At 74.4% G+C, this 20,751-nt stretch carries 17 protein-coding genes; 12 read left to right on the top strand and 5 right to left on the bottom strand.

The window, feature by feature from the left end; all coding sequences use genetic code 11:
- Positions 1 to 27 precede the first annotated feature (27 nt).
- Positions 28 to 783, top strand: a complete 756-nt coding sequence (locus ACH01S_RS08315) for an IclR family transcriptional regulator (RefSeq protein WP_067887372.1) — start codon at positions 28 to 30, stop codon at positions 781 to 783.
- On the opposite strand, the gene ACH01S_RS08310 is transcribed toward ACH01S_RS08315, so the two are convergent.
- From ACH01S_RS08310 to ACH01S_RS08295, 4 genes are read right to left on the bottom strand one after another with little or no spacing between them, the layout of a single operon-like run.
- The gene (locus ACH01S_RS08310; RefSeq protein WP_306303236.1) at positions 780 to 3,692 is read right to left on the bottom strand and encodes an FAD-binding and (Fe-S)-binding domain-containing protein; all 2,913 of its coding nucleotides are present in this window, start codon (positions 3,690 to 3,692) and stop codon (positions 780 to 782) included. The genes ACH01S_RS08315 and ACH01S_RS08310 overlap by 4 nt on opposite strands.
- 15 nt (positions 3,693 to 3,707) lie before the next feature.
- Positions 3,708 to 4,691, bottom strand: a complete 984-nt coding sequence (locus ACH01S_RS08305; protein ID WP_067887369.1) for a 2-dehydropantoate 2-reductase — start codon at positions 4,689 to 4,691, stop codon at positions 3,708 to 3,710.
- A gap of 29 nt (positions 4,692 to 4,720) precedes the next feature.
- Positions 4,721 to 5,569: a glutamate racemase gene (locus ACH01S_RS08300; protein ID WP_083980454.1), complete on the bottom strand. Its 849-nt coding sequence runs from the start codon at positions 5,567 to 5,569 to the stop codon at positions 4,721 to 4,723.
- Between the two features lie 48 nt (positions 5,570 to 5,617).
- Positions 5,618 to 7,069, bottom strand: a complete 1,452-nt coding sequence (locus tag ACH01S_RS08295; protein WP_067887363.1) for an MFS transporter — start codon at positions 7,067 to 7,069, stop codon at positions 5,618 to 5,620.
- A gap of 105 nt (positions 7,070 to 7,174) precedes the next feature.
- Here ACH01S_RS08295 and ACH01S_RS08290 point away from each other — a divergent pair, with 105 nt between their 5' ends.
- The 11 genes from ACH01S_RS08290 to ACH01S_RS08240 all read left to right on the top strand — a co-directional run bounded on the left by ACH01S_RS08290 (position 7,175) and on the right by ACH01S_RS08240 (position 19,504).
- Positions 7,175 to 7,630 (top strand): MarR family winged helix-turn-helix transcriptional regulator, encoded by a 456-nt coding sequence (locus tag ACH01S_RS08290; protein WP_067887360.1) that lies wholly within the window; start codon positions 7,175 to 7,177, stop codon positions 7,628 to 7,630.
- A 228-nt stretch (positions 7,631 to 7,858) separates the two neighbouring features.
- Complete coding sequence (locus ACH01S_RS08285) at positions 7,859 to 9,025, top strand: MFS transporter (protein WP_067887357.1); 1,167 nt, start codon at positions 7,859 to 7,861, stop codon at positions 9,023 to 9,025.
- A 76-nt stretch (positions 9,026 to 9,101) separates the two neighbouring features.
- Entirely contained in the window at positions 9,102 to 12,788 is a 3,687-nt protein-coding gene (locus tag ACH01S_RS08280; RefSeq protein ID WP_218010186.1) for a nitrate reductase subunit alpha, read from the top strand.
- Complete coding sequence (gene narH / locus ACH01S_RS08275) at positions 12,788 to 14,494, top strand: nitrate reductase subunit beta (RefSeq protein ID WP_067887350.1); 1,707 nt, start codon at positions 12,788 to 12,790, stop codon at positions 14,492 to 14,494. Before ACH01S_RS08280 ends, narH begins: the two co-directional genes overlap by 1 nt.
- Positions 14,491 to 15,198, top strand: coding sequence for a nitrate reductase molybdenum cofactor assembly chaperone (gene narJ / locus ACH01S_RS08270; protein ID WP_067887348.1), 708 nt, complete (start codon positions 14,491 to 14,493; stop codon positions 15,196 to 15,198). The genes narH and narJ overlap by 4 nt, the downstream gene beginning before the upstream one ends.
- The gene (gene narI, locus ACH01S_RS08265) at positions 15,195 to 15,917 is read left to right on the top strand and encodes a respiratory nitrate reductase subunit gamma (protein ID WP_067887345.1); all 723 of its coding nucleotides are present in this window, start codon (positions 15,195 to 15,197) and stop codon (positions 15,915 to 15,917) included. The genes narJ and narI overlap by 4 nt, the downstream gene beginning before the upstream one ends.
- Positions 15,918 to 15,994: 77 nt before the next feature.
- The gene (locus tag ACH01S_RS08260) at positions 15,995 to 16,384 is read left to right on the top strand and encodes a hypothetical protein (RefSeq protein WP_067887342.1); all 390 of its coding nucleotides are present in this window, start codon (positions 15,995 to 15,997) and stop codon (positions 16,382 to 16,384) included.
- A 38-nt stretch (positions 16,385 to 16,422) separates the two neighbouring features.
- Entirely contained in the window at positions 16,423 to 17,307 is an 885-nt protein-coding gene (locus tag ACH01S_RS08255; protein WP_067887770.1) for a Gfo/Idh/MocA family protein, read from the top strand.
- A gap of 42 nt (positions 17,308 to 17,349) precedes the next feature.
- A complete protein-coding gene (locus tag ACH01S_RS08250) occupies positions 17,350 to 17,739 on the top strand; it encodes a rhodanese-like domain-containing protein (protein WP_218010185.1) in 390 nt (129 codons plus the stop codon).
- A gap of 302 nt (positions 17,740 to 18,041) precedes the next feature.
- On the top strand, positions 18,042 to 18,533 hold the full coding sequence (locus ACH01S_RS08245) for a metallophosphoesterase family protein (RefSeq protein ID WP_067887335.1): 492 nt from the start codon (positions 18,042 to 18,044) through the stop codon (positions 18,531 to 18,533).
- Between the two features lie 23 nt (positions 18,534 to 18,556).
- Positions 18,557 to 19,504: an aminoglycoside phosphotransferase family protein gene (locus tag ACH01S_RS08240; RefSeq protein ID WP_067887332.1), complete on the top strand. Its 948-nt coding sequence runs from the start codon at positions 18,557 to 18,559 to the stop codon at positions 19,502 to 19,504.
- A 97-nt stretch (positions 19,505 to 19,601) separates the two neighbouring features.
- Here ACH01S_RS08240 and ACH01S_RS08235 read toward each other — a convergent pair whose 3' ends face one another.
- Positions 19,602 to 20,447, bottom strand: coding sequence for a patatin-like phospholipase family protein (locus ACH01S_RS08235; RefSeq protein ID WP_067887326.1), 846 nt, complete (start codon positions 20,445 to 20,447; stop codon positions 19,602 to 19,604).
- Positions 20,448 to 20,751: the final 304 nt, after the last annotated feature.

The raw sequence follows: 20,751 nt of genomic DNA, 5'->3' as shown, positions 1-20,751 counted from the left end.
CGTCCCGTGTGGTGGGACACTTCTTGCATGGCCGAATCCCCGCCGTCCGGCGGCACGTTCCTGCGCCGCGCCGTCGCGGTGCTCGCCGCGTTCCGCGCCGACGACGCCGACCTCGGCGCCGCCGAGCTCGCGCGGCGCAGCGGGCTGCCGAAGTCGACGGCGCACCGGATCGCGCTCGACCTCGTCGAGGCCGGGCTGCTGGAGCGGCGCGGGCCGCGGGTGCGGCTCGGGCTGAAGCTGTTCGAGATCGGGCAGCGGGTGCCGCGCCAGCGGGTGCTGCGGGACGCGGCCGTCCCGCACATGTCCGACCTGCGGGAGGCGACGCGGCAGACCGTCCACCTCGCGGTGCTGGAGGGCGCCGAGGTCGTCTACGTGGAGATCCTCGGCTCGGCGGGCGGGCCGCGGATGCCGTCGCAGGTGGGCGGGCGGCTGCCCGCGAACGTCACCGGCGTCGGCAAGGCGATCCTCGCGTTCTCCCCGCCGGAGGTGGTGCGGTCCGTGCTGGAGGCGGGCCTCGCCAAGACCAGCGAGCGCAGCGTCACCGCGCCCGGCCTGCTCGCCCGCGAGCTGGAGCGGGTCAGGCGGGAGGGCGTCGCCTACGACCGGGAGGAGTCGGGGACCGGGATCGTCTGCGCGGCGAGCCCCGTCCTCGGCCCGGACGGGTACGCGCTCGGCGCCCTGTCGGTGTCGGGCTGGGCGACGACGATGCGGCTCGCGGTCGTCGCGCCCGCCGTCCACACGGCGGCGCTCACGCTGTCGAGGACGCTCGGCGGCGAGCCCTAGCCGGTCCCTGTCTCGGGCTCGGTCTCGGGCGGCAGGTGCCGGGCGAGGAGCTGGGCGAGGTGCTCGCCGTCTCGCCCGGCCAGCTGGTGGAGCTGGGTGCGGCAGCTGAACCCGTCGGCGAGGACGGCGTCGCCGTCCGCCGCCTCGCGGACGGCCGGGAGCAACTGCTGCTCGGCGATCGCGACGGACACGTCGTGGTGGCCCTTCTCGACGCCGAAGTTCCCCGCGAGGCCGCAGCAGTTGCCGAGCCGGTCGAGCCGGGCGCCCGCCCGTTCCAGCAGGGCGGCGTCGGCGGACCAGCCCATGACGGCGTGGTGGTGGCAGTGCGGCTGCGCGACGCCGGTGACGCCGGACAGGTCGGGCGGCGTCCAGTCGGCGGTCTCGGTGAGCAGCTCGGCGAGGGTGCGGGTGGCCGCGGCGACCTCGCGGGCGGCGGCCGCGTCCACGCCGCGCAGCAGCTCGGCGGTGTCGGAGCGCAGCACGCCCGTGCAGGACGGCTCCAGGCCCACGACCACCGCGCCGCGCCGGACGTGCGGGAGCAGCGCGCGGACGGTCCGCCGCGCCTGTACGCGGGCGCCGTCGAGCTGCCCGGTGGAGATCCACGTGATGCCGCAGCACACCGGCCGCTCGGTGACGGTGACCCGGTACCCGGCGTGTTCGAGCACCCGCACGGCGGCCATGCCGACGTCGGGGGAGAACGCGTCGGTGAACGTGTCGACGAACAGGACGGCCTCGCCGTTGCGCCCCTCCCGGCCGCGGTGGGAGGCGAACCGGCGGCGGAACGTCCGCGGCGCGAACTCCGGCAGCGGGCGCCGCCGGTCGATGCCCGCGCTCCAGGCGACCAGGGGCCGCAGGGCGCGGGCGCGCATCGCCGCGTTGGCCGGGCCGACCAGCGCGGGGACGCGGGCCATGAGCCGGGTCCAGCGGGGCAGCAGGCCGAGCGCGTAGTGGGCGCGGGGCCGGATCCTGCGCCGGTAGCGCTGGTACAGGGCCTCGGCCTTGTAGGACGCCATGTCGATGCCGGTCGGGCAGTCCGACGCGCAGCCCTTGCACGACAGGCACAGGTCGAGCACGTCGTGCAGGGCGTCGGACCGCCACGGGTCGGGGCCGAGCTTCCCGATCACCGCGTCCTGGAGGACGCGGGCGCGGGCGCGGGTCGAGTCCTTCTCCTCCCGCGTGGCGAGGAACGACGGGCACATCACGCCGCCCGCGCCGGTGTTGTCGGCCCGGCACTTGGCCACGCCCGTGCAGCGGTGCACGGCGCGGGACAGGTCGCCCCGGTCGTCCCGGTAGGCGAGGCCGAGGCCGAGGCCGCGGGTCAGCGGGACGGCCTCGGCGGGGCGCAGACCCGCGTCCACCGCCGCCGGGCGGACGATGATGCCCGGGTTGAGCAGGTCGTCCGGGTCGAACACGTCCTTGACCGCCGCGCACAGGGCGAGGGCCTCGGGGGAGTACATGTGCGGCAGCAGCTCGCTGCGGGCGCGCCCGTCGCCGTGCTCGCCGGACATCGTCCCGCCGTGCCGCGCCGCCAGCGCCGCCGCGTCGTTCAGGAAGCCCCGGAAGACCCGCGTGCCGTCGGGACGCGCGAACGGGAAGTCGATGCGGACGTGGATGCAGCCGTCGCCGAAGTGCCCGTACGGGACGCCGAACAGCTCGTACCGCCCCATCAGCTCCTCGAACTCGCGCAGGTAGCCGCCGAGCCGCTCGGGCGGTACGGCCGCGTCCTCCCACCCGGCGTGCGCCTGCTCCCCGTCCGGGGTGCGGGCGACGAGGCCGGAGCCGTCCTCGCGGATCCGCCACAGCGCGTCGGCGAGCGCCATGTCCTCGACCAGCGTCGAGTCGCCGCACCCGGAGTCGGCGACGACGTCGCGGGCCTTGGCGCGCAGGGCCGCGACGTCCGGCCCGGCGAGCTCCACGAGCATCCAGCCGGACCCGGCGGGCAGCGGCGGCACCGCGCCGGGGCCGCGCCGCTCGGCCACCACGCCGGTGATCCGCGCGTCGAGGCCCTCGCAGGCGACCGGGCCGTGCGGCAGGATCGCCGGGACCGCGTCCGCCGCCTCGGCCATCGACCCGTAGCCGAGGACGACCAGCACCCGGCACGCGGGCTCGCGCACCATCCGGATCCGCGCCGCGAGCGTCAGCGCGAGGGTGCCCTCGCTGCCGGTCAGCGCGCGGGCGACGTCGAACCCGTTCTCCGGCAGGAGGTGCTCCAGCGAGTAGCCGGACACCTGGCGGCCGAAGCGCCCGAACTCCGTCCTGACCAGCGCCAGGTGGTCGCCGACGAGGCTCCGCAGCCGGTCGAGCAGCGGGCTCGCCGCGCCGTCCGCGCCGGGGACGTCGCCGAGCCGCAGCCGCTCCCCGGACCCCGCGACCACGTCGAGCCCGAGGACGTTGTCGCTGGTCCGCCCGTATCCGAGCGCCCGCGACCCGCACGCGTTGTTGCCGATCATCCCGCCGAGCGTCGCCCGCGTCCGGGTGGACGGGTCGGGCCCGAACCGCAGCCCGTGCTCCGCCGCGATCTGGTGCAGCCGCGCCTGGACGATCCCCGGCTCCACGAGCGCGGTGCCCGCCTCGGGGTCGATCTCCAGCACCCGGTTCACGTGGCGGCTGACGTCAACGACCACGCCGGGGCCGACCGCGTTGCCCGCGATGGACGTCCCGCCGCCGCGCATCGTCAGCGGCGCCCCGAACCGGCGGCACACCTTCAGCACGGCGGGCAGCTCGGCGGCCTCGCGCGGCGTGACGACCACCCGGGGCGGCACCCGGTACAGCGACGCGTCGGCCGAGTACATGGAGCGGGCCAGCGCGGAGTCGTCGACCCGGCTCACCCCCGCCCGCCGCAGCGCGGCCACGAGATCGCCCTGGTCGGGCCGGTCGGCCGGGTCGGTCGGGTCGGGTCGGTCGGTCACGCTGTCAACGTTAGGTCATTCGTCCGGGTAGAGGCCGCGGACCCGGGCGTTCAGCCGGGCCAGGCCGAGCAGCGCGTCCACGGACGGCGTCGCGACGCCGACCGTCCGCCCGAGCTCGGCCACGCCGCCGACCAGCGCGTCCAGTTCCACGGGCCGCCCGGCCTCGGCGTCCTGGAGCATCGACGTGCGGACGGCGCCGAGCCCGCGGCTGACCGCGTGCCGCTCCTCGGGGTCGGTGCCGATCGGCAGCCCGATCCGCGCCCCGACCTCGGCGGCCTCCCGCATGCACGCGCTCGCGAACCCGCGCGCGAGCGGGTCGTCGAGGATGCGGTCCATGGTCGCGCCCGTGATCAACGACAGCGGGTTCAGGGTCATGTTGCCCCAGAGCTTGTACCAGACGGCCCGCTGGATCCGGTCGGCGGTCTCGACCTCGAACCCGGCGCGGCGCAGCGCCGCCGCGACCGGCTCGGCCCGCGCCGAGCCGCCCGCCGGGTCGCCGAGGATGATCCGCTCGCCCGCCGGGCGCCGGACGACGCCCGGCTCGGGGCACGACGCGGCGAGGTGCAGCACGGCTCCGACGACCTGGTCGGCGGGGAGCCGCCGCGACAGCGTCCCGCCGGGGTCGGTCGACTCCAGCCGGATGTCGCGTCCGAGGCCGTGGAAGAACCACCACGGCAGCCCGTTCATCGCGGGCACGATCGCGGTCTCCGGCCCGATGAGCCGGGCGATCGCCGGTGCCGCCGCGGGCAGCGCGGTCGCCTTGACCGCGATGATCACGACGTCCTGCGGGCCGAGCGCGGCGGGATCGTCGGTGACGGTCAGCGGGACCGGGGCGGACGGCTCCCCGTCCGGCCCTTCGGCGAGGACCAGCCCGCCGCGCTCCCGGACGGCCGCCAGCGTCGCGCCGCGCGCGACGCCCGCGACCGGGGCGCCGGAGCGCGCGAGCCGCGCGGCGATCAGCCCGCCGACCGCGCCGAGCCCGAACACGCAGATCGTCACAGCGCCTCCCGAACTAAGGGCCTGCCGAACTACAGGGGCTCCCCGACACCGTCGCCGGACGGCAGCGGCGCGTCCTGCCGCCGCGCGGACTCGGCGAGCAGCGCCTCGCGCGGCATCCGCCCGGCGGCGTCGAGGACGCGGCCCACCGGATACGCGTGCGCGCTGTCGGGCAGGCGTCCCGGACGGCCGCTGAGCATCACCTCGACCCCGCCCTCGGGGCCGTCCGGCGCGGGCGCCAGCCCGAGCCGGCGGAGCGTCTGCCGGGCGACCGCCTCCGCGCTGTCGTAGAGGGTCGCGCCCGCGGGGAGCCGTCCGAGGATCTCCGCCGCGACCAGCGGATAGTGCGTGCATCCGAGGACGACGGCGTCGCAGTGCCGGGGGGTGCGCGCGGCCGCGTCCGCGATGACCTCCGACGCGGCGGCGACGTCGCCGTGGTCGATCGCCTCGGCGAGGCCGGGGCAGGCGACCCGCTCGACCGGCTTGCCGTCCGCGAAGTCGGCGATCAGCCGGGTCTGGTAGGCGCTCGCCGTCGTCCGGACGGTCGCCCACACCGCGATGCTGCTGCCCGCCGCCGCCGCGGGCTTCACCGCAGGGACCGTCCCGACGACAGGCACGCCCGGCTCGAACTCGGCGCGGAGGGCGTCGATGGCGGTGACGGTGGCGGTGTTGCAGGGGACGACGATCGCGTCCGCGCCCCGCTCGACCGCCGCGTGCGCGGCGGCGAACAGCCGCCCGGTGATGAACGACGTGCTGCGCGGCCCCCACGGCGCGCCGTCCGGGTCGAGGAGCAGGAGCAGGTCGAGCTCCGGGACGAGGTGGCGCACCCACCCGGCGGTGGACAGCAGGCCGAGCCCCGAGTCGATCAATGCGACCTTCACGCCGATCAAGCTATCAAGCCGGGCAACCCGCCCGCCGGGACGCGCCGGTCAGGTGCGGGCGGGCGCCTCGGCGGGCACCTCGCCGCCCGCGGCGGCCCGCCGCGCCCTGCCCCCGGGCAGCGCGAGCGTCACCACGGCCCCGGCCAGCGCCCCGGCGCCCGCGATCAGCATCCCCGCGTGGAAGCCGTTCTCCGACGGCAGCGCGTGCCCGCCGAGGTCGGTGGTCATCTGCGCCAGGACGACGCCGACGACCGCCGCGGACACCGACGTCCCGATCGAGCGCATGACGGTGTTGAAGCTGTTGGCCGCGCCCGTCTCCGACAGCGGCACCGCGCCCATGATCAGGGCGGGCATGGCGCCGTAGGCGAGCCCGACGCCCGCGTTGATGACGCAGGTGAGCGCGAGGACGCCCCACGTCGAGCCGAGCAGCCCGATCGACATCCCGTAGCCGAGCGCGATGACGAGGCTGCCCGCGCACAGCGTCACCTTGGGGCCGCGCGCCTGCGACAGCCGCGCGCCGAGCGGGGACACGGCCATCATCATGAGCCCGGCGGGCGCCATCCACAGCCCGGCCGCGAGCATCGACTGCCCGAGCCCGTACCCGGTGGCCTCCGGGAGCTGGAGGAGCTGCATCACGATCAGCGACTGCGCGTACATCGCGAACCCGACGAGGACCGACGCCGCGTTCGTCAGCCCGACCTGGCGTCCGACGGTGACGCGCAGGTCGACCAGCGGGTCCGCGGAGCGCAGCTCCCACCAGGCCCACACGAGCAGGATCGCGGCGGCGGCGGCGAACAGGCCGAGGGTCGTCCCGCTCGTCCACCCCCAGTCGGCGCCCTTGGACACGCCGAGCAGCAGGCACACGAGGCCCGCGCCGAGCCCGACCGCGCCCGGCACGTCGAACCGCCCGGCGGCCCGCCGCGGGACGGCGGGCACCACCCACCAGATCAGCGCGGCGATCAGCACGCTGAGCGCGGCGGCGCCCCAGAACAGCGCCCGCCAGCTCGCGTTCTCGGCGACGGCCGCCGACAGCGGCAGGCCGAGCGCGCCGCCGATGCCGAGCGAGGAGCTCATCAGCGCGATCGACGACCCGAGCCGCTCGGGCGGCAGCAGGTCCCGCATGGCGCTGATGCCGAGCGGGACGATCCCCATCCCCATGCCCTGGAGGCAGCGCCCGACGACCATCGGGGCGAGCGAGCCCGCGACCGCGCACAGCACCGAGCCCGCGATCAGCGGCACCGTGCAGGCCAGCAGCATGCGCCGCTTGCCGTGCAGGTCCGCGAGCCGCCCGGTGGAGGGGACGGCGACGGCTCCGGCGAGCAGCGTCGCCGTCACCGCCCACGACGCGTTGGACGCCGAGGTGTGCAGCAGCTTCGGCAGCTCGCCGATGAGCGGCACCACCAGCGTCTGCATGAGCGCGGCGATGACGCCCGCGACCGCCAGCACCGCCACGATCCCGCCGGGGCGTCCGGCCGCGCCGGCGTGCTTGGGGTGGTCCACGTGGTGTCTCCCGTCCTGTCCGCGGCGTCCGGCCGCAGGTGTGTGCATGTGCACGATACATACGATGTGCATCATGCACAAAGTGGAGGTGTACGATCGCCAGGGATGGACCGTCCCACGCACCTGATCGAGTACGAGACCATGCTGCTCGGCCGCTACACGCTCCGGGTCGCCTCGGGCGCGGGCGACGAGGCGGGCGGCCTGGAGCGCAGCGCCTACATCCTGCTGAGCCGGGTGCGCGCCGAGGGGCCCATGTCCATCCGCCAGCTCAGCGACGCCTTCGGGCTCGACCCGTCCACGCTCAACCGGCAGACGTCGGCGATGACGCGCGCCGGGCTGCTGGAGCGCATCCCCGACCCCGAGGGCGGCATCGCCCGCAAGTTCCGCATCACCCGCGACGGCGCCCGCCGCCTGGACGAGCACCGCGACCACATCATCGCCGGGCTCGACAAGGTCCTCGCCGGCTGGACGCCCGACGAGGTCGCCGCCTTCGCCGGATACCTCAAGCGGTTCAACACCGACATCGAACGGCTCTCCGGGCGCGCCTGGCCCCGCCCCTGACCCCGCCGCGCGGGACCGTTCCCGGGACGAAGGTCCCTATCCGCCGCCGCGGGCCTCCAGGAGGCTGAGACCGCCGGTAACCGATCATGGTTACCGGCCGCACCGGGGGGGAACGTCCCCGGCACGTACGCGGTGGACGGTGAAGGCGGTGCTCGCGTGACGAGGACGCGGCAGGAGGCCGGGCGGGGACGGACGGGGCCCGGACGTCCCGGCGGCGACCGGCGGCCCATGGTCATGCTGGCCGTGGCCACGATCGGGTTCGCGGTGAACTTCTGGGCGTGGGCGCTGCTCAGCCCCCTCGGCCCCCGCTTCAAGGACACCCTCGCCCTGAGCTCGTTCGAGCAGGCGCTCCTGGTCGCGGTGCCCGTCGTGGTCGGCTCGCTGGGCCGTGTCCCGGTCGGGGCGCTGACCGACCGGTTCGGCGGGCGCGTCCTGTTCCCGGCGGTGTCGGCCGTCACGATCGTGCCCGTGCTGTACCTCGGGCTGGCCGGGCACTCGTCCCTGGGCGCGCTGCTGGCGGGCGGGTTCTTCCTCGGCGTCGGCGGGACGGCGTTCGCGGTCGGGGTGCCGTTCGTGAACGCGTGGTTCCCGCCGGAGCGGCGCGGCTTCGCGGTCGGGGTGTTCGGCGCGGGCATGGGCGGCACGGCGATCAGCGCGCTGACGACGGTCCGGCTGGTGGACGCGCGGGGGATGGCGTTCCCGTTCGTCCTCACGGCGGTCCTGCTCGCGGTCTACGCGGTGGTCGCGTGGTTCGTCCTGCGCGAGGCGCCCGGGCGGACGCCGCCCGCCGAGCCGCTCGCGAGGCGCCTCGCCGAGACCGTCCGCCTGCCCGTCACGTGGCAGGCGTCCGCGCTGTACGCGGTGGCGTTCGGCGGCTACGTCGCGTTCTCGGTCTACCTGCCCACCTACCTCAAGACCGAGTACGGGCTGACGCAGTCGGACGCGGCGAACCGGATGGCCGGGTTCGTGCTGCTCGCCGTGGTGATGCGGCCGGTCGGCGGCTGGCTGTCGGACCGGGTCGGCGCGGTGCGGGTGCTGCTCGCCGCCCTGGCCGCGACGGTGGCGGGCGCGGTGGTCCAGGCGTTCGCGCCGCCGCTGGCGCCGGTCGGCACGATCGCGTTCCTCGCCATGGCGGCGGCGCTCGGCGCGGGCAGCGGCGCGACGTTCGCGCTGGTCGCGCGGATCGCCCCGGCGAACAAGGTCGGCGCGGTGACCGGCGTGGTCGGCGCCGCGGGCGGGCTCGGCGGGTTCCTCCCGCCGCTGGTGATGGGAACGATCTACGGGAGCCTCGGCTCCTACGCCCTCGGCCTCGCGCTGCTCGCGGTGGTGGCGGCGGCCGCGGCGGTCCTCACCGCCACGGTCGTGCGGCGCGCGGTCGAGGCCCGGACGTCCTAGCGCCCGTCCGCCCCGGTGGCGGACGCCCGGCACGTCCCGCACGCACGACGCACGGCACGAAGAAGGGATCCGAGGGTTGAGCTCGACGAAGCCAGGACTGGACGGCCCGCTCGAAGACGCGCTGGTGAGCACCCGCAGGTACTTCACCCGCGCCAGGGTCTCCCCGGACCTGCGGACGATGACCAAGGCCGGCGGACGCCAGGCGGACGCCTTCTACCGGGACCGCTGGTCCCACGACAAGGTCGTGCGCTCCACGCACGGCGTGAACTGCACCGGCTCGTGCTCGTGGAAGGTGTACGTCAAGGACGGCATCATCACCTGGGAGGCGCAGCAGACCGACTACCCGTCGGTGGGCGCGGACCGCCCCGAGTACGAGCCGCGCGGCTGCCCGCGCGGCGCGTCGTTCTCCTGGTACACCTACTCGCCGACGCGCGTCCGCTACCCGTACGTGCGGGGCGTGCTGCTGGAGATGTACCGGGAGGCCAGGGCGCGGACGGGCGACCCGGTCCGCGCGTGGCGCGAGGTGGTCTCCGACCCGGAGAAGGCCCGGGCCTACAAGGCGGCGCGCGGGCGCGGCGGCCTCGTGCGCGCGACGTGGGACGAGGCGACCGAGATGATCGCCGCCGCCCATGTCCACACGATCGCCGCGCACGGCCCCGACCGGATCGCCGGGTTCTCGCCGATCCCGGCGATGTCGATGGTGTCGCAGGCGTCGGGGGCACGGTTCACGTCCCTGATCGGCGGGACGATGCTGTCGTTCTACGACTGGTACGCCGACCTCCCGGTGGCGTCGCCGCAGGTGTTCGGCGACCAGACCGACGTGCCGGAGTCGGGCGACTGGTGGGACGCCGGATACCTGATCATGTGGGGCTCCAACCTTCCGGTCACGCGCACCCCGGACGCGCACTGGATGACCGAGGCGCGCTACCGCGGGCAGAAGGTCGTCGCCGTCTCGCCGGACTACGCCGACAACGTCAAGTTCGCCGACGAGTGGCTCGCCGCGCAGCCCGGCACCGACGGCGCGCTGGCGATGGCGATGGGGCACGTCGTCCTCAAGGAGTTCTTCGTCGACCGGCGGGTCCCGTACTTCGTCGACTACGTCAAGCGGTACAGCGACCTGCCGTTCCTCGTGCGGCTGGAGAGGCGCGGCGACGCCTACGTCCCGGGCAAGTTCCTGACCGCCGCGGACCTGCCCGGCGCCGAGGCGGAATCGGAGAACGCGGCCTTCAAGACGGTCGTCCTGGACGCGGCGACCGGGCGCCCGCTGGTGCCCAACGGGTCGCTCGGATTCCGCTACGGCGCGTCCGGCGAGGGCCGCTGGAACCTGGACCTGGGCGACGCCGACCCGCTGCTCTCCCTCCACGGCGGCGAGGCGGTGGAGGTGGAGCTGGCGCGCTTCGACGCGCCCGACGGCTCGCCGGGGACGCTGCGCCGCGGCGTGCCCGTCCGGGACGTCGGCGGCCACCCGGTCACCACCGTCTACGACCTGATGCTCGCCCAGTACGGCGTGCCGCGCGACGGCCTGCCGGGCGAGTGGCCGTCCGGGTACGGCGACGCCTCGCAGCCGTGCACGCCCGCGTGGCAGGAGGCGATCACGGGCGTCCCGGCGCGGGCGGCCGAGCGGATCGGACGCGAGTTCGCCGCGAACGCCGAGGAGTCCCGCGGCCGCTCGATGATCATCATGGGCGCGGGCACGAACCACTGGTTCCACTCCGACACGATCTACCGGGCGTTCCTCGCGCTGACGACGCTGACCGGCTGCCAGGGCGTGAACGGCGGCGGCTGGGCGCACTACGTCGGGCAGGAGAAGTGCCGCCCGGTGACCGGCTGGGCGCAGCTCGCGGGCGCGCTGGACTGGTCGCGCCCGCCCCGCCAGATGATCGGCACGGCGTTCTTCTACCTGCACACCGACCAGTTCCGCTACGACCAGTTCAGCGCCGGGACGCTGGCGGCCGCGACCGGCGCCGGGCGGCTCGCCGGGCGCTCCACCGCCGACGTCATCGCGCAGGCGGCGCGGCTCGGCTGGATGCCGTCCTACCCGACGTTCGACCGCAACCCCCTGGACCTCGCGGACGAGGCGGCGGCGGCCGGGAAGGACGTCCCGGCGCACGTCGTCGACGAGCTGAAGGCCGGGCGGCTGAAGTTCGCCTGCCAGGACCCGGACGCCCCCGAGAACTTCCCGCGCGTGCTGACGGTGTGGCGGTCGAACCTGCTCGGCTCGTCCGCGAAAGGCGACGAGTACTTCCTCAAGCACCTGCTCGGCACGGACAATTCCGTCCGCGCGGAGGAGACGCCGGAGGCGCTCCGTCCCGAAGAGGTCGTCTGGCGGGACGAAGCGCCCGCCGGGAAACTCGACCTGCTCCTCTCGCTCGACTTCCGGATGACGAGCACGACCGTCTACTCCGACATCGTGCTGCCCGCCGCCACCTGGTACGAGAAGCACGACCTGAGCACGACGGACATGCATCCGTTCGTCCATTCGTTCAACCCGGCGATCGCGCCGCCGTGGCAGACCCGCAGCGACTGGCGCGCGTTCCAGGACATCGCGGACGCGTTCAGCCGCCTCGCCGCCGACCACCTCGGCACCCGCACCGACGTCGTCGCCGCGCCGCTGCTGCACGACACGCCCGACGAGCTGGCGACGCCGCACGGCCGCGTCCTGGACTGGGCGAAGGGCGAGTGCGAGCCGGTGCCCGGCGTGACGATGCCGAGGCTCGTGACGGTCGAGCGCGACTACCCGGCGGTCGCGGCGAAGCTGTCGGCGCTCGGCCCGCTCGCCGAGCGGCTCGGCGCGACCACCAAGGGCGTCACGTTCGACCTGGAGCGCGCCGTCGAGACCCTGCGGAACAAGAACGGCGTCGTGCGCGGCGGCCCGGCGGACGGGCGCCCGTCGCTGCGCCGCGACGTGCACGCCTGCGAGGCGATCCTCACGCTGTCCGGGACGACGAACGGCCACCTTGCCGTCCAGGGGTTCCGCGCCCTGGAGAGGCGCACCGGCGTCCGGCTCGCCGACCTCGCCGCCGAGCACGAGGGCACGCGGATCACGTTCGCCGACACCCAGGCCCGCCCGGTGCCGGTCATCGCGTCCCCGGAATGGTCGGGCGCGGAGAGCGAGGACCGCCGCTACTCGCCGTTCACCATCAACGTCGAACGGCTCAAGCCGTGGCACACCCTCACCGGGCGCCAGCATTTCTACCTCGACCACGACTGGATGGCGGAACTGGGGGAGCAGCTCCCGACGTTCCGCCCGCCGCTGAACATGCACGCGCTCTTCGGCGAACCGGAACTCGGGGAGACCGGGGAACTCGGGCTGACCGTCCGGTACCTCACCCCGCACAACAAATGGTCGATCCATTCCGAGTACCAGGACAACCTGTTCATGCTGTCGCTGTCGCGCGGCGGCCCGGTGATCTGGATGAGCGGCGCGGACGCGGCGAGGATCGGCGTCCGGGACAACGACTGGATCGAGGCGGTCAACCGCAACGGCGTCGTCGTCGCCCGCGCGGTCGTCTCGCACCGCATGCCGGAGGGGACGGTGTACATGTACCACGCGCAGGACCGGCTGATCGACGTCCCGCGCGCCGAGACCTCCGGCCGCCGCGGCGGCGTGCACAACTCGCTGACCCGGCTGCTGGTCAAGCCGTCCCACCTGATCGGCGGGTACGCGCAGCTGTCGTTCGCGTTCAACTACCTCGGCCCGACCGGCAACCAGCGCGACGAGGTCACCGTGATCCGCCGCCGCGCCCAGGAGGTGGAGTACTGATGCGCGTCATGGCCCAGATGGCGATGGTGATGAACCTCGACAAGTGCATCGGCTGCCACACCTGCTCGGTCACCTGCAAGCAGGCGTGGACGAACCGGTCCGGCGTCGAGTACGTGTGGTTCAACAACGTCGAGACCCGCCCCGGGCAGGGCTACCCGCGCCGGTACGAGGACCAGGAGCGCTGGCGCGGCGGCTGGACGCTAAACCGGCGCGGCCGCCTCGCGCTGAAGGGCGGCGGGCGGCTCCGCAAGCTCCTCACGATCTTCTCCAACCCGAAGCTGCCCGGCATCGACGACTACTACGAGCCGTGGACCTACGACTACGAGACCCTGACCAGCGCGCCGCTGCAGGAGCACACGCCGGTCGCCCGGCCGAAGTCGCTGCTGTCCGGGAAGGACATGAAGATCTCCTGGTCGGCGAACTGGGACGACGACCTCGGCGGCTCCCTCGACCACGGCGACAAGGACGTCCTGCTCGCGCAGATCTCCGACAAGGTGAAGATGGAGTTCGACAAGACCTTCATGTTCTACCTGCCGCGGATCTGCGAGCACTGCCTCAACCCGTCGTGCGCGGCGTCGTGCCCGTCCGGCGCGATCTACAAGCGCACCGAGGACGGCATCGTCCTCGTCGACCAGGACCGCTGCCGCGGCTGGCGGATGTGCGTGTCCGGCTGCCCCTACAAGAAGGTGTACTTCAACCACCGCACCGGCAAGGCCGAGAAATGCACGTTCTGCTTCCCGCGCGTCGAGGTCGGCATCCCCACGGTCTGCTCGGAGACCTGTGTCGGACGCCTGCGCTACATCGGCCTCATGCTCTACGACGCCGACAAGGTGCTGGAGGCGGCGTCCACCCCCGATGACACCGGGCTCTACGAGGCGCAGCGCGAGGTGTTCCTCGACCCGAACGACCCGGAGGTCGTGGCCGCCGCCGAGAGGGAGGGGATTCCGCGGGACTGGATCGAGGCCGCGCAGCGATCCCCGATCCACGCCCTCATCAACACCTACAAGGTCGCGCTCCCGCTGCATCCCGAATACCGGACCATGCCGATGGTCTGGTACATCCCGCCGCTGTCCCCGGTCGTGGACGTCGTGCGCGACACCGGCCACGACGCCGAGAGCGCGGGCAACCTCTTCGCCGCGATCGACGCGCTGCGGATCCCGGTCGAATACCTCGCCGAACTGTTCACCGCCGGGGACACGGCGCCGGTCGACGCCGTCCTGCGACGGCTGGCCGCCATGCGCGCCTACATGCGCGACATCACCATGGGCCGCGACCCCGACGACGCCATTCCGGGGCGGGTCGGGATGACCGGCGAGGCGATGTACGACATGTACCGGCTCCTCGCGCTCGCCAAGTACGACGAGCGCTACGTGATCCCCACCGCGCACGCCGAGCAGGCCCACGGCCTCGAAGAACTGGCCACCGACTGCCCGCTGAACTACGAGGGCGGCCCCGGCATGGGCGGCGCCGGGACGGGCGGCGGCTCCGGCCCGTTCGGGGAGTCCTCCGGCGGCGCGAACCCCATCGCGGTGGAGAACTTCCACATGCTGCGGCAGCGGCAGACCGCCGACAGCCCTGTCGACCCGGCCGACAAGCGCAACCGCGTCAACCTGCTCAACTGGGACGGCAAGGGCGCGCCCGCCGGGCTCTTCCCGTCCCGCCGGGAAACGCCGCCGGACGACACCGGATCGGAGCGCGAACAGTGAAGATCAGACCGGCGCGGAAACCGGAGTTCACCGGCGCCCAACTGGCCGCCACCTGGCAGGCGGCATCGCTCCTCCTCGGCTATCCGGACGCCGAACTCATGCGGCGGCGCCCCCTGCTGCGCCGGGCCGCGGAGAACGCCCCCGAAACGGCTGGACGCCACTTGCGCGCGTTCCTCGACCACCTCGACGCGACGCCCCTGCCCGAATTGGCCGCCGACTACGTCGCCACGTTCGACCACCGCAAACGCTGCTGCCTCTACCTGACCTACTACGCCTACGGCGACACGAGGAAGCGCGGCATGGCGCTGCTCCGCTTCAAACAGACCTACGCCGCCGCCGGGCTCGACCTGGACGACGCCGAACTGCCCGACCACCTCGCCGTCGTCCTGGAGTTCGCCGCCACCGGCGACCTCGCCCAGGGGCGCCGCCTCCTGCTCGAACACCGCGCCGGGCTGGAACTGCTCCGCCTCGCGCTCACCGAGTCCGCGTCGCCGTGGACGGCCGTCCTCGACGCCGTCACCGCGACCCTCCCGCCCCTGACCGGCCGCACCGAGGACGCCGTCGCCCGCCTCATCGCCCAGGGCCCGCCCGAGGAGGAGGTCGGCCTCGCGCCCTACGGGGGAGGGCCCGTCCCGCTGCCCGACCCGGTCATGGCACCCGCCCCGGTCCCGCTGCCCGACCCGTCCGTGGAGGCCCGGTCATGATCGACGTCCTGCTGTGGGTCGCGCTGCCCTACGTCACGCTCGCCGTCTTCGTCCTCGGGCACGTCTGGCGGTACCGGTACGACAAGTTCGGCTGGACGACCCGCTCGTCCCAGCTCTACGAGAACCGCCTGCTGCGCGTCGGCAGCCCGCTGTTCCACTTCGGCATCCTGGTCGTGCTGCTCGGCCACGTCGGCGGCATCCTCATCCCCGAGAGCTGGACCGACGCCGTCGGGATCGGCGAGGACGCCTACCACGTCGTCGCCCTCGTGCTCGGTACCGTCGCGGGCGTCTGCACGCTGGCGGGCCTCGCCATCCTCGTCTACCGGCGCCGCACCGTCGGCCCGGTGTTCTCCGCCACCACCCGCAATGACAAGCTCATGTACGCCGTCCTGACGCTGACGATCGTGCTGGGCCTGGCCGCCACCGTCGTCGCGAACCTCCTCGGCGGCGGCTACAACTACCGCGAGACCGTCTCGCCGTGGTTCCGGTCGATCTTCTACCTCCGGCCCGACCCGGACCTCATGTCGGGCGTCCCGATCCTGTTCCAACTGCACGCGCTGAGCGCGCTCGCGCTGTTCTGCGTCTGGCCCTTCACACGGCTCGTGCACATGCTCACCGCGCCCGTCGGCTACCTCACCCGCCCTTACATCGTGTACCGCAGCCGCGACGTCCAACTCGGCATGCACCGGACGCCGAGGGGGTGGGAGCGCGTCCCCTGACCCCGGACGCGGGCCCGGCGGGACGGGCGGTAACGTCCCTGGAAAACCGTCCCCCGATCTTCGCCCCCGGAGGCCCCGTGCTCGCCGTCACCACCGCCGACCTGCGCATCTTCCTGCACGTGCTGGCCGCGACGATCTGGGTCGGCGGGCAGATCACGCTCGGCGCGCTGGTGCCCGCGCTGCGCGGGTACGACGGCGTCGCCAAGGCCGCCGCCCGCCGCTTCAACGCGATCGCCTGGCCCGCGTTCGCCGTCCTCGTCCTCACCGGGATCTGGAACATCACCTCGGGCGACCTCACGGACGCCGCGCAGCGGACGCTTGAGGTGAAGCTCGTGTTCGTCCTGCTGTCGGGCGCGGGCGCGTTCCTGCACATGCGCGCCACGTCCAAGGCCGGGCTCGCCGCCTGGGGCGCGGTCGGCGCGGTGGGCGCCCTGGCCGCGCTGTTCTTCGGCGTCCAACTCGGCTGAATGTCCCCGCGGGTGGCGGAACGTCTAGTTTGTTCGCCATGAACGATTCCCCCGTGGCGGTCGGTCTGGTCGGGGCGGGACCGTGGGCCGGGATGGTGCACGCGCCCGCGCTGGCGGCGGGCCCCGGCACCCGGCTCGCGGGCGTGTGGGCGCGGCGGCCGGAGGCGTCCGCCGAGCTGGCCGCCCGGCACGGCGCGCCGTCCTTCGCCCGGATCGAGGAGCTGTTCGACGCCTGCGAGGCCGTGGCGTTCTCCGTCCCGCCGGACGTGCAGGCCGAACTGGCCGCGCGGGCGGCCCGCGCGGGCAAGGCCGTCCTGCTGGAGAAGCCCCTCGCCATGGACCTCGCCGGGGCGCGGCGGCTGGCGGACGCCGTCGCCGGGTCGGGCGTCGCGTCCCGGATGGTGTTCACGCTGCGCTACACCGCCGCGGCCCGCGCCTTCCTCGCCCGCGCGCGGGACCTGGACCCGTTCGGCGGCTACGGCTCGTTCGTCTCCTCCACCCTCGGCGGCGGGCCGTTCGCCACCCCCTGGCGGCTGGAGAAGGGCGCGCTGCTCGACCTCGGCCCGCACATCGTCGACCTCCTGGACGCCGCGCTCGGCCGGGTCGCCGGCGTCCGCGCGCACGGCGACCCGCTCGGCTGGGTCGGGCTGACGCTGGAGCACGAGGGCGGCGCGGTCAGCCAGGCGTCGGTGTCGATGGCGGGCGCGGGCGACCTCCCGCCCGCCCACGTCGAGGTGTACGGACGGCGCGGGCACGCCCGGCTGGACTGGTCCGAGCTGGGCGACGACGCGTTCGCGACGATGGTCGCCGAGTTCGCCGCCGCCGTCCGCGGCGCGCCGGAGGACGGACCCCGGTTGGACGCCGCCCACGGCCTGCGCGTCCAGGAGATCCTGGCGGCCGCGGAGACGCAGCTCACGTCCTGACGGGATTTCCGACCGGTTTTACAGGATGTCATGCTGGACGCCATGGCTCGAACAATCAACGAGGTCCTCGCCGAGGCGCGCGGCCGGCTGACGCGCATCGACCCGGAGCAGGCCCACGCGGAGACGCGCGACGGCGCCGCCCTGCTCGTCGACATCCGCCCCGCCGCCCAGCGCGCCGAAGAGGGCGAGGTGCCCGGCGCGCTGATCGTGGAGCGGAACGTCCTGGAATGGCGGTTCGACCCGTCGTCGGACGCCCGGCTGCCCGAGGCGACCGGCCACGACGTGCGCGTCATCGTGCTCTGCTCGGAGGGCTACACGTCCAGCCTGGCCGCCGCGTCCCTCCAGGACCTCGGGCTCACCCGCGCGACCGACGTCGTCGGCGGCTACCGCGCCTGGCGGGCGGCGGGCCTGCCGACCGTCGGCGGCCGGTGACCGCCGCCCCGGCTGCGCTGGAGACGGCCGGAACCCCGGGGCCGGTGCAAGGGAGTGATCATCCTCCTCGGGGTCCGGCCGTCCCCGCTGGCCCTCGCGGTGCTGGGTCGCCGTGTCGGAACGACCGGGGGCGTACGGCCGGGATCCGCTGAGCGAACGCGAGGAATTCGAGCCTAACTCCGCAGGTCAGAACAACGTAATGACACCGGGCTTACAGTTGTTTCCCACTGGTGTCCGAGGCCCGCGGTGGCAAAATCACCCGGCCTCCGGGCCGTTCACCGCCGTGCGCGACAATGGGACGGATGAGAGCGGTGGCCATCTCCGACACCCACGCCCCGCGGCGCTGGAAGTCGTGCCCGCCGCGGGTCGCCGAGCACCTGCGGGACGCCGACGTGATCCTGCACGCGGGCGACGTGTGCACCGCCTCCGTCCTGGACGAACTGGCCGCGTTCGCGCCCGTGCACGCCGTCCTCGGCAACAACGACGGCCCCGACGTCGCCGCCTGGGGCGCCCCCGAACGCCTCGAACTCGACCTGGACGGCCTCGCCGTCGCGATGGTCCACGACAGCGGCCAGGCCCGCGGCCGCACCGCCCGGATGCGCCGCTGGTTCCCCGCCGCCGACCTCGTCGTCTTCGGCCACTCCCACATCCCGCTGGACGAGACGGGCGACGGCGTCCGCATCTTCAACCCGGGCTCGCCGACCGACCGGCGCCGCCAGCCGCACGGCACGATCGGCCTCCTCGACATCCGCGCCGGGCGGCTCACCGCGGCGAAAATCGTTCCCGTCACCTGACCGCGCCGCGCCACAATGCCCTGATGGACACCGTGACCGGCACCCGGCTCCCCTGGGAGCGCACGCCCGCGCACGTCCGCGCCGGGGTCGAGGCACTGCTGGAGGGCCGGGTCGTCGAGGCGGTCTCCCAGCCCGGCGGGTTCTCGCCCGGCGTCGCCGCCCGCCTCCTGCTGGACGACGGCCGCCGCGCGTTCGCCAAGTCCGTCGGCCCCGAGCCGAACCCCGACTCGCCCGGCATCCACCGCGCCGAGGCCCGGATCGCCGCCGCGCTGCCCGCGTCCGCGCCCGTCCCGCGCCTGCTCGGCGCCCTCGACCGCGACGGCTGGGTGACCCTCGTCTTCGAGGACGTCGACGGCCGCCACCCCCGCGACCCCTGGTCCGACGCCGACCTCGGCCGCGTCCTCGGCGCGCTCGGCGAGCTGGCGTCCGCCATGACCCCGTCCCCGGTCGACGCGCCGACCCTCGCCGAGCGGTTCGGCGGCGCCTTCCGCGGCTGGCGGATCCTCGCCGCCGACCCCGGCCGCGCCCTCGCCGGGCTCGACCCCTGGGCCCGGACGAACCTGGCCCGGCTCGCCGCCCTCGAAGCCGAATGGGAGGACGCCGCCGCCGGGACGACGCTCGCCCACGCCGACATCCGCGCCGACAACGTCCTGCTCACCGCCGACCGGGTCGTCGTCATCGACTGGCCGTGGGCCTGCCTCGCCGCGCCGTGGTTCGACCTGCTCGCGATGCTGCCCAGCGTCCGCATGCAGGGCGGACCGCCTCCCGACGACGTCTTCGCCGCCCACCCCCTCGGCCGGGACGCCGACGCCGAGGCGGTGACACGGGTCGTCGCCGCCCTCGCCGGTTTCTTCGTCGAGCAGGGCCTGCGCCCACCGCCCCCGGGCCTTCCGACCCTCCGCGACTTCCAGGCGGCTCAGGGGGCCGAGGCCCTCACCTGGCTGCGCCGACGCCTGGAGCGAACCCTCTGACGCCCCGTCCCGCAGGACGGCTTCCGCGGGCCCGGCTCACGACAGCCCCATGATGCATGCGCCGTCCAAGCCAGGTTTTGTCCGAGGCCCGGGGCGCTCAGGACCAGAACGCGGCGACCTTCGCGGCCAGCGCCTCGCCCTGCGCGAGCCCCGCCTCCGCCGCCGGGGTGCGGGTGGACGGCGACAGCGGGTCCGTCCCGAACGCGGCCAGCGACGGCTCGTCCGGACCGATCACCTCGACGCGTCCGCCCTTCTCCGCCACCGCGGCGACGCCCGCGTCGAGCGCCGGATCCGGCAGCGGCGCGAGGAGCAGGACGCGCCCGTGACCGGCGGCCAGGTCGAGGTTGGTCATCGTCCGCACGCCGCCGTCCACGTACCGGACGCCGTCGATCGTCACCGGCGGCCAGATCATCGGGACGGCGCTGCTCGCCGCCACCGCGTCCACCAGCGCGACCCCGGAATCGCGGTCGAAGACCCGCAGCTCACCGGTCAGCGCGTTCACCGCCGTGATCCGCAGCGCCCGGGACGGCCACTCGTGAACGGGCAGCCGCGCCTCGATCACCGCCAGCCGCTCCCGCTCCGGGACCGTCTCGGCCGCCAGCGCCCGCGCCCCGATCCGCTGCCGGACGGTGACCAGGTCGCCGCCGCTCTCCTCCATGAGCCGGGCCCAGATCTCCATGAACTCCGCCGGAGAGGTGCCGCCGGACGGCACCAGTTCGCGGGTCTGCAACTCGGGGTCCGCCTGCCGGGCGAACAACTCGTCGACCGGCAGGCCGCCGGCGACCTGCGCGGCGACCGTGGCGCCCGCCGAGGTGCCGAGCAGCAGGTCCGCGCCGGTCACGTCGGTCCCCGCGCGGGCGAGCCCGGCGATGACCCCGGCCAGCCAGGCGATGCCCGCGACACCGCCGCCGCCGAGCACCAGGGCGCGTCCGTCGTCGCTCATGATCGATCCTTCCGTCGTGACGGACAGAGCGTACGAGGACGCCGATCCATTCCCCTCTCCCAGGGGCCTCGGCGCCGATTTGACGGGGTCGGCGAGTCCACGTATCTTGGCCGTTCGTCCCCACCACGGATGCAGGACGCCCCATGGGCGGCCGACCGATCGGGGAAACCACGACCTCACAAACGGACACGGCTTCGTCGTGTCCGTCGCGTCGTGGCGTCGGAAAGGCTTGGTTTTGACAATCGGGCCGGATCTGATGAAATGGTTCCACCGCCGGAACGAAACCGCGCAAGCGGGTTCGGAT

Source organism: Actinomadura chibensis NBRC 106107 (assembly GCF_001552135.1).
GTDB lineage: Bacteria > Actinomycetota > Actinomycetes > Streptosporangiales > Streptosporangiaceae > Spirillospora > Spirillospora chibensis.
The sequence above is the reverse complement of the archived record's forward strand: the minus strand, read 5'-3'. Positions and strand labels throughout refer to the sequence as shown.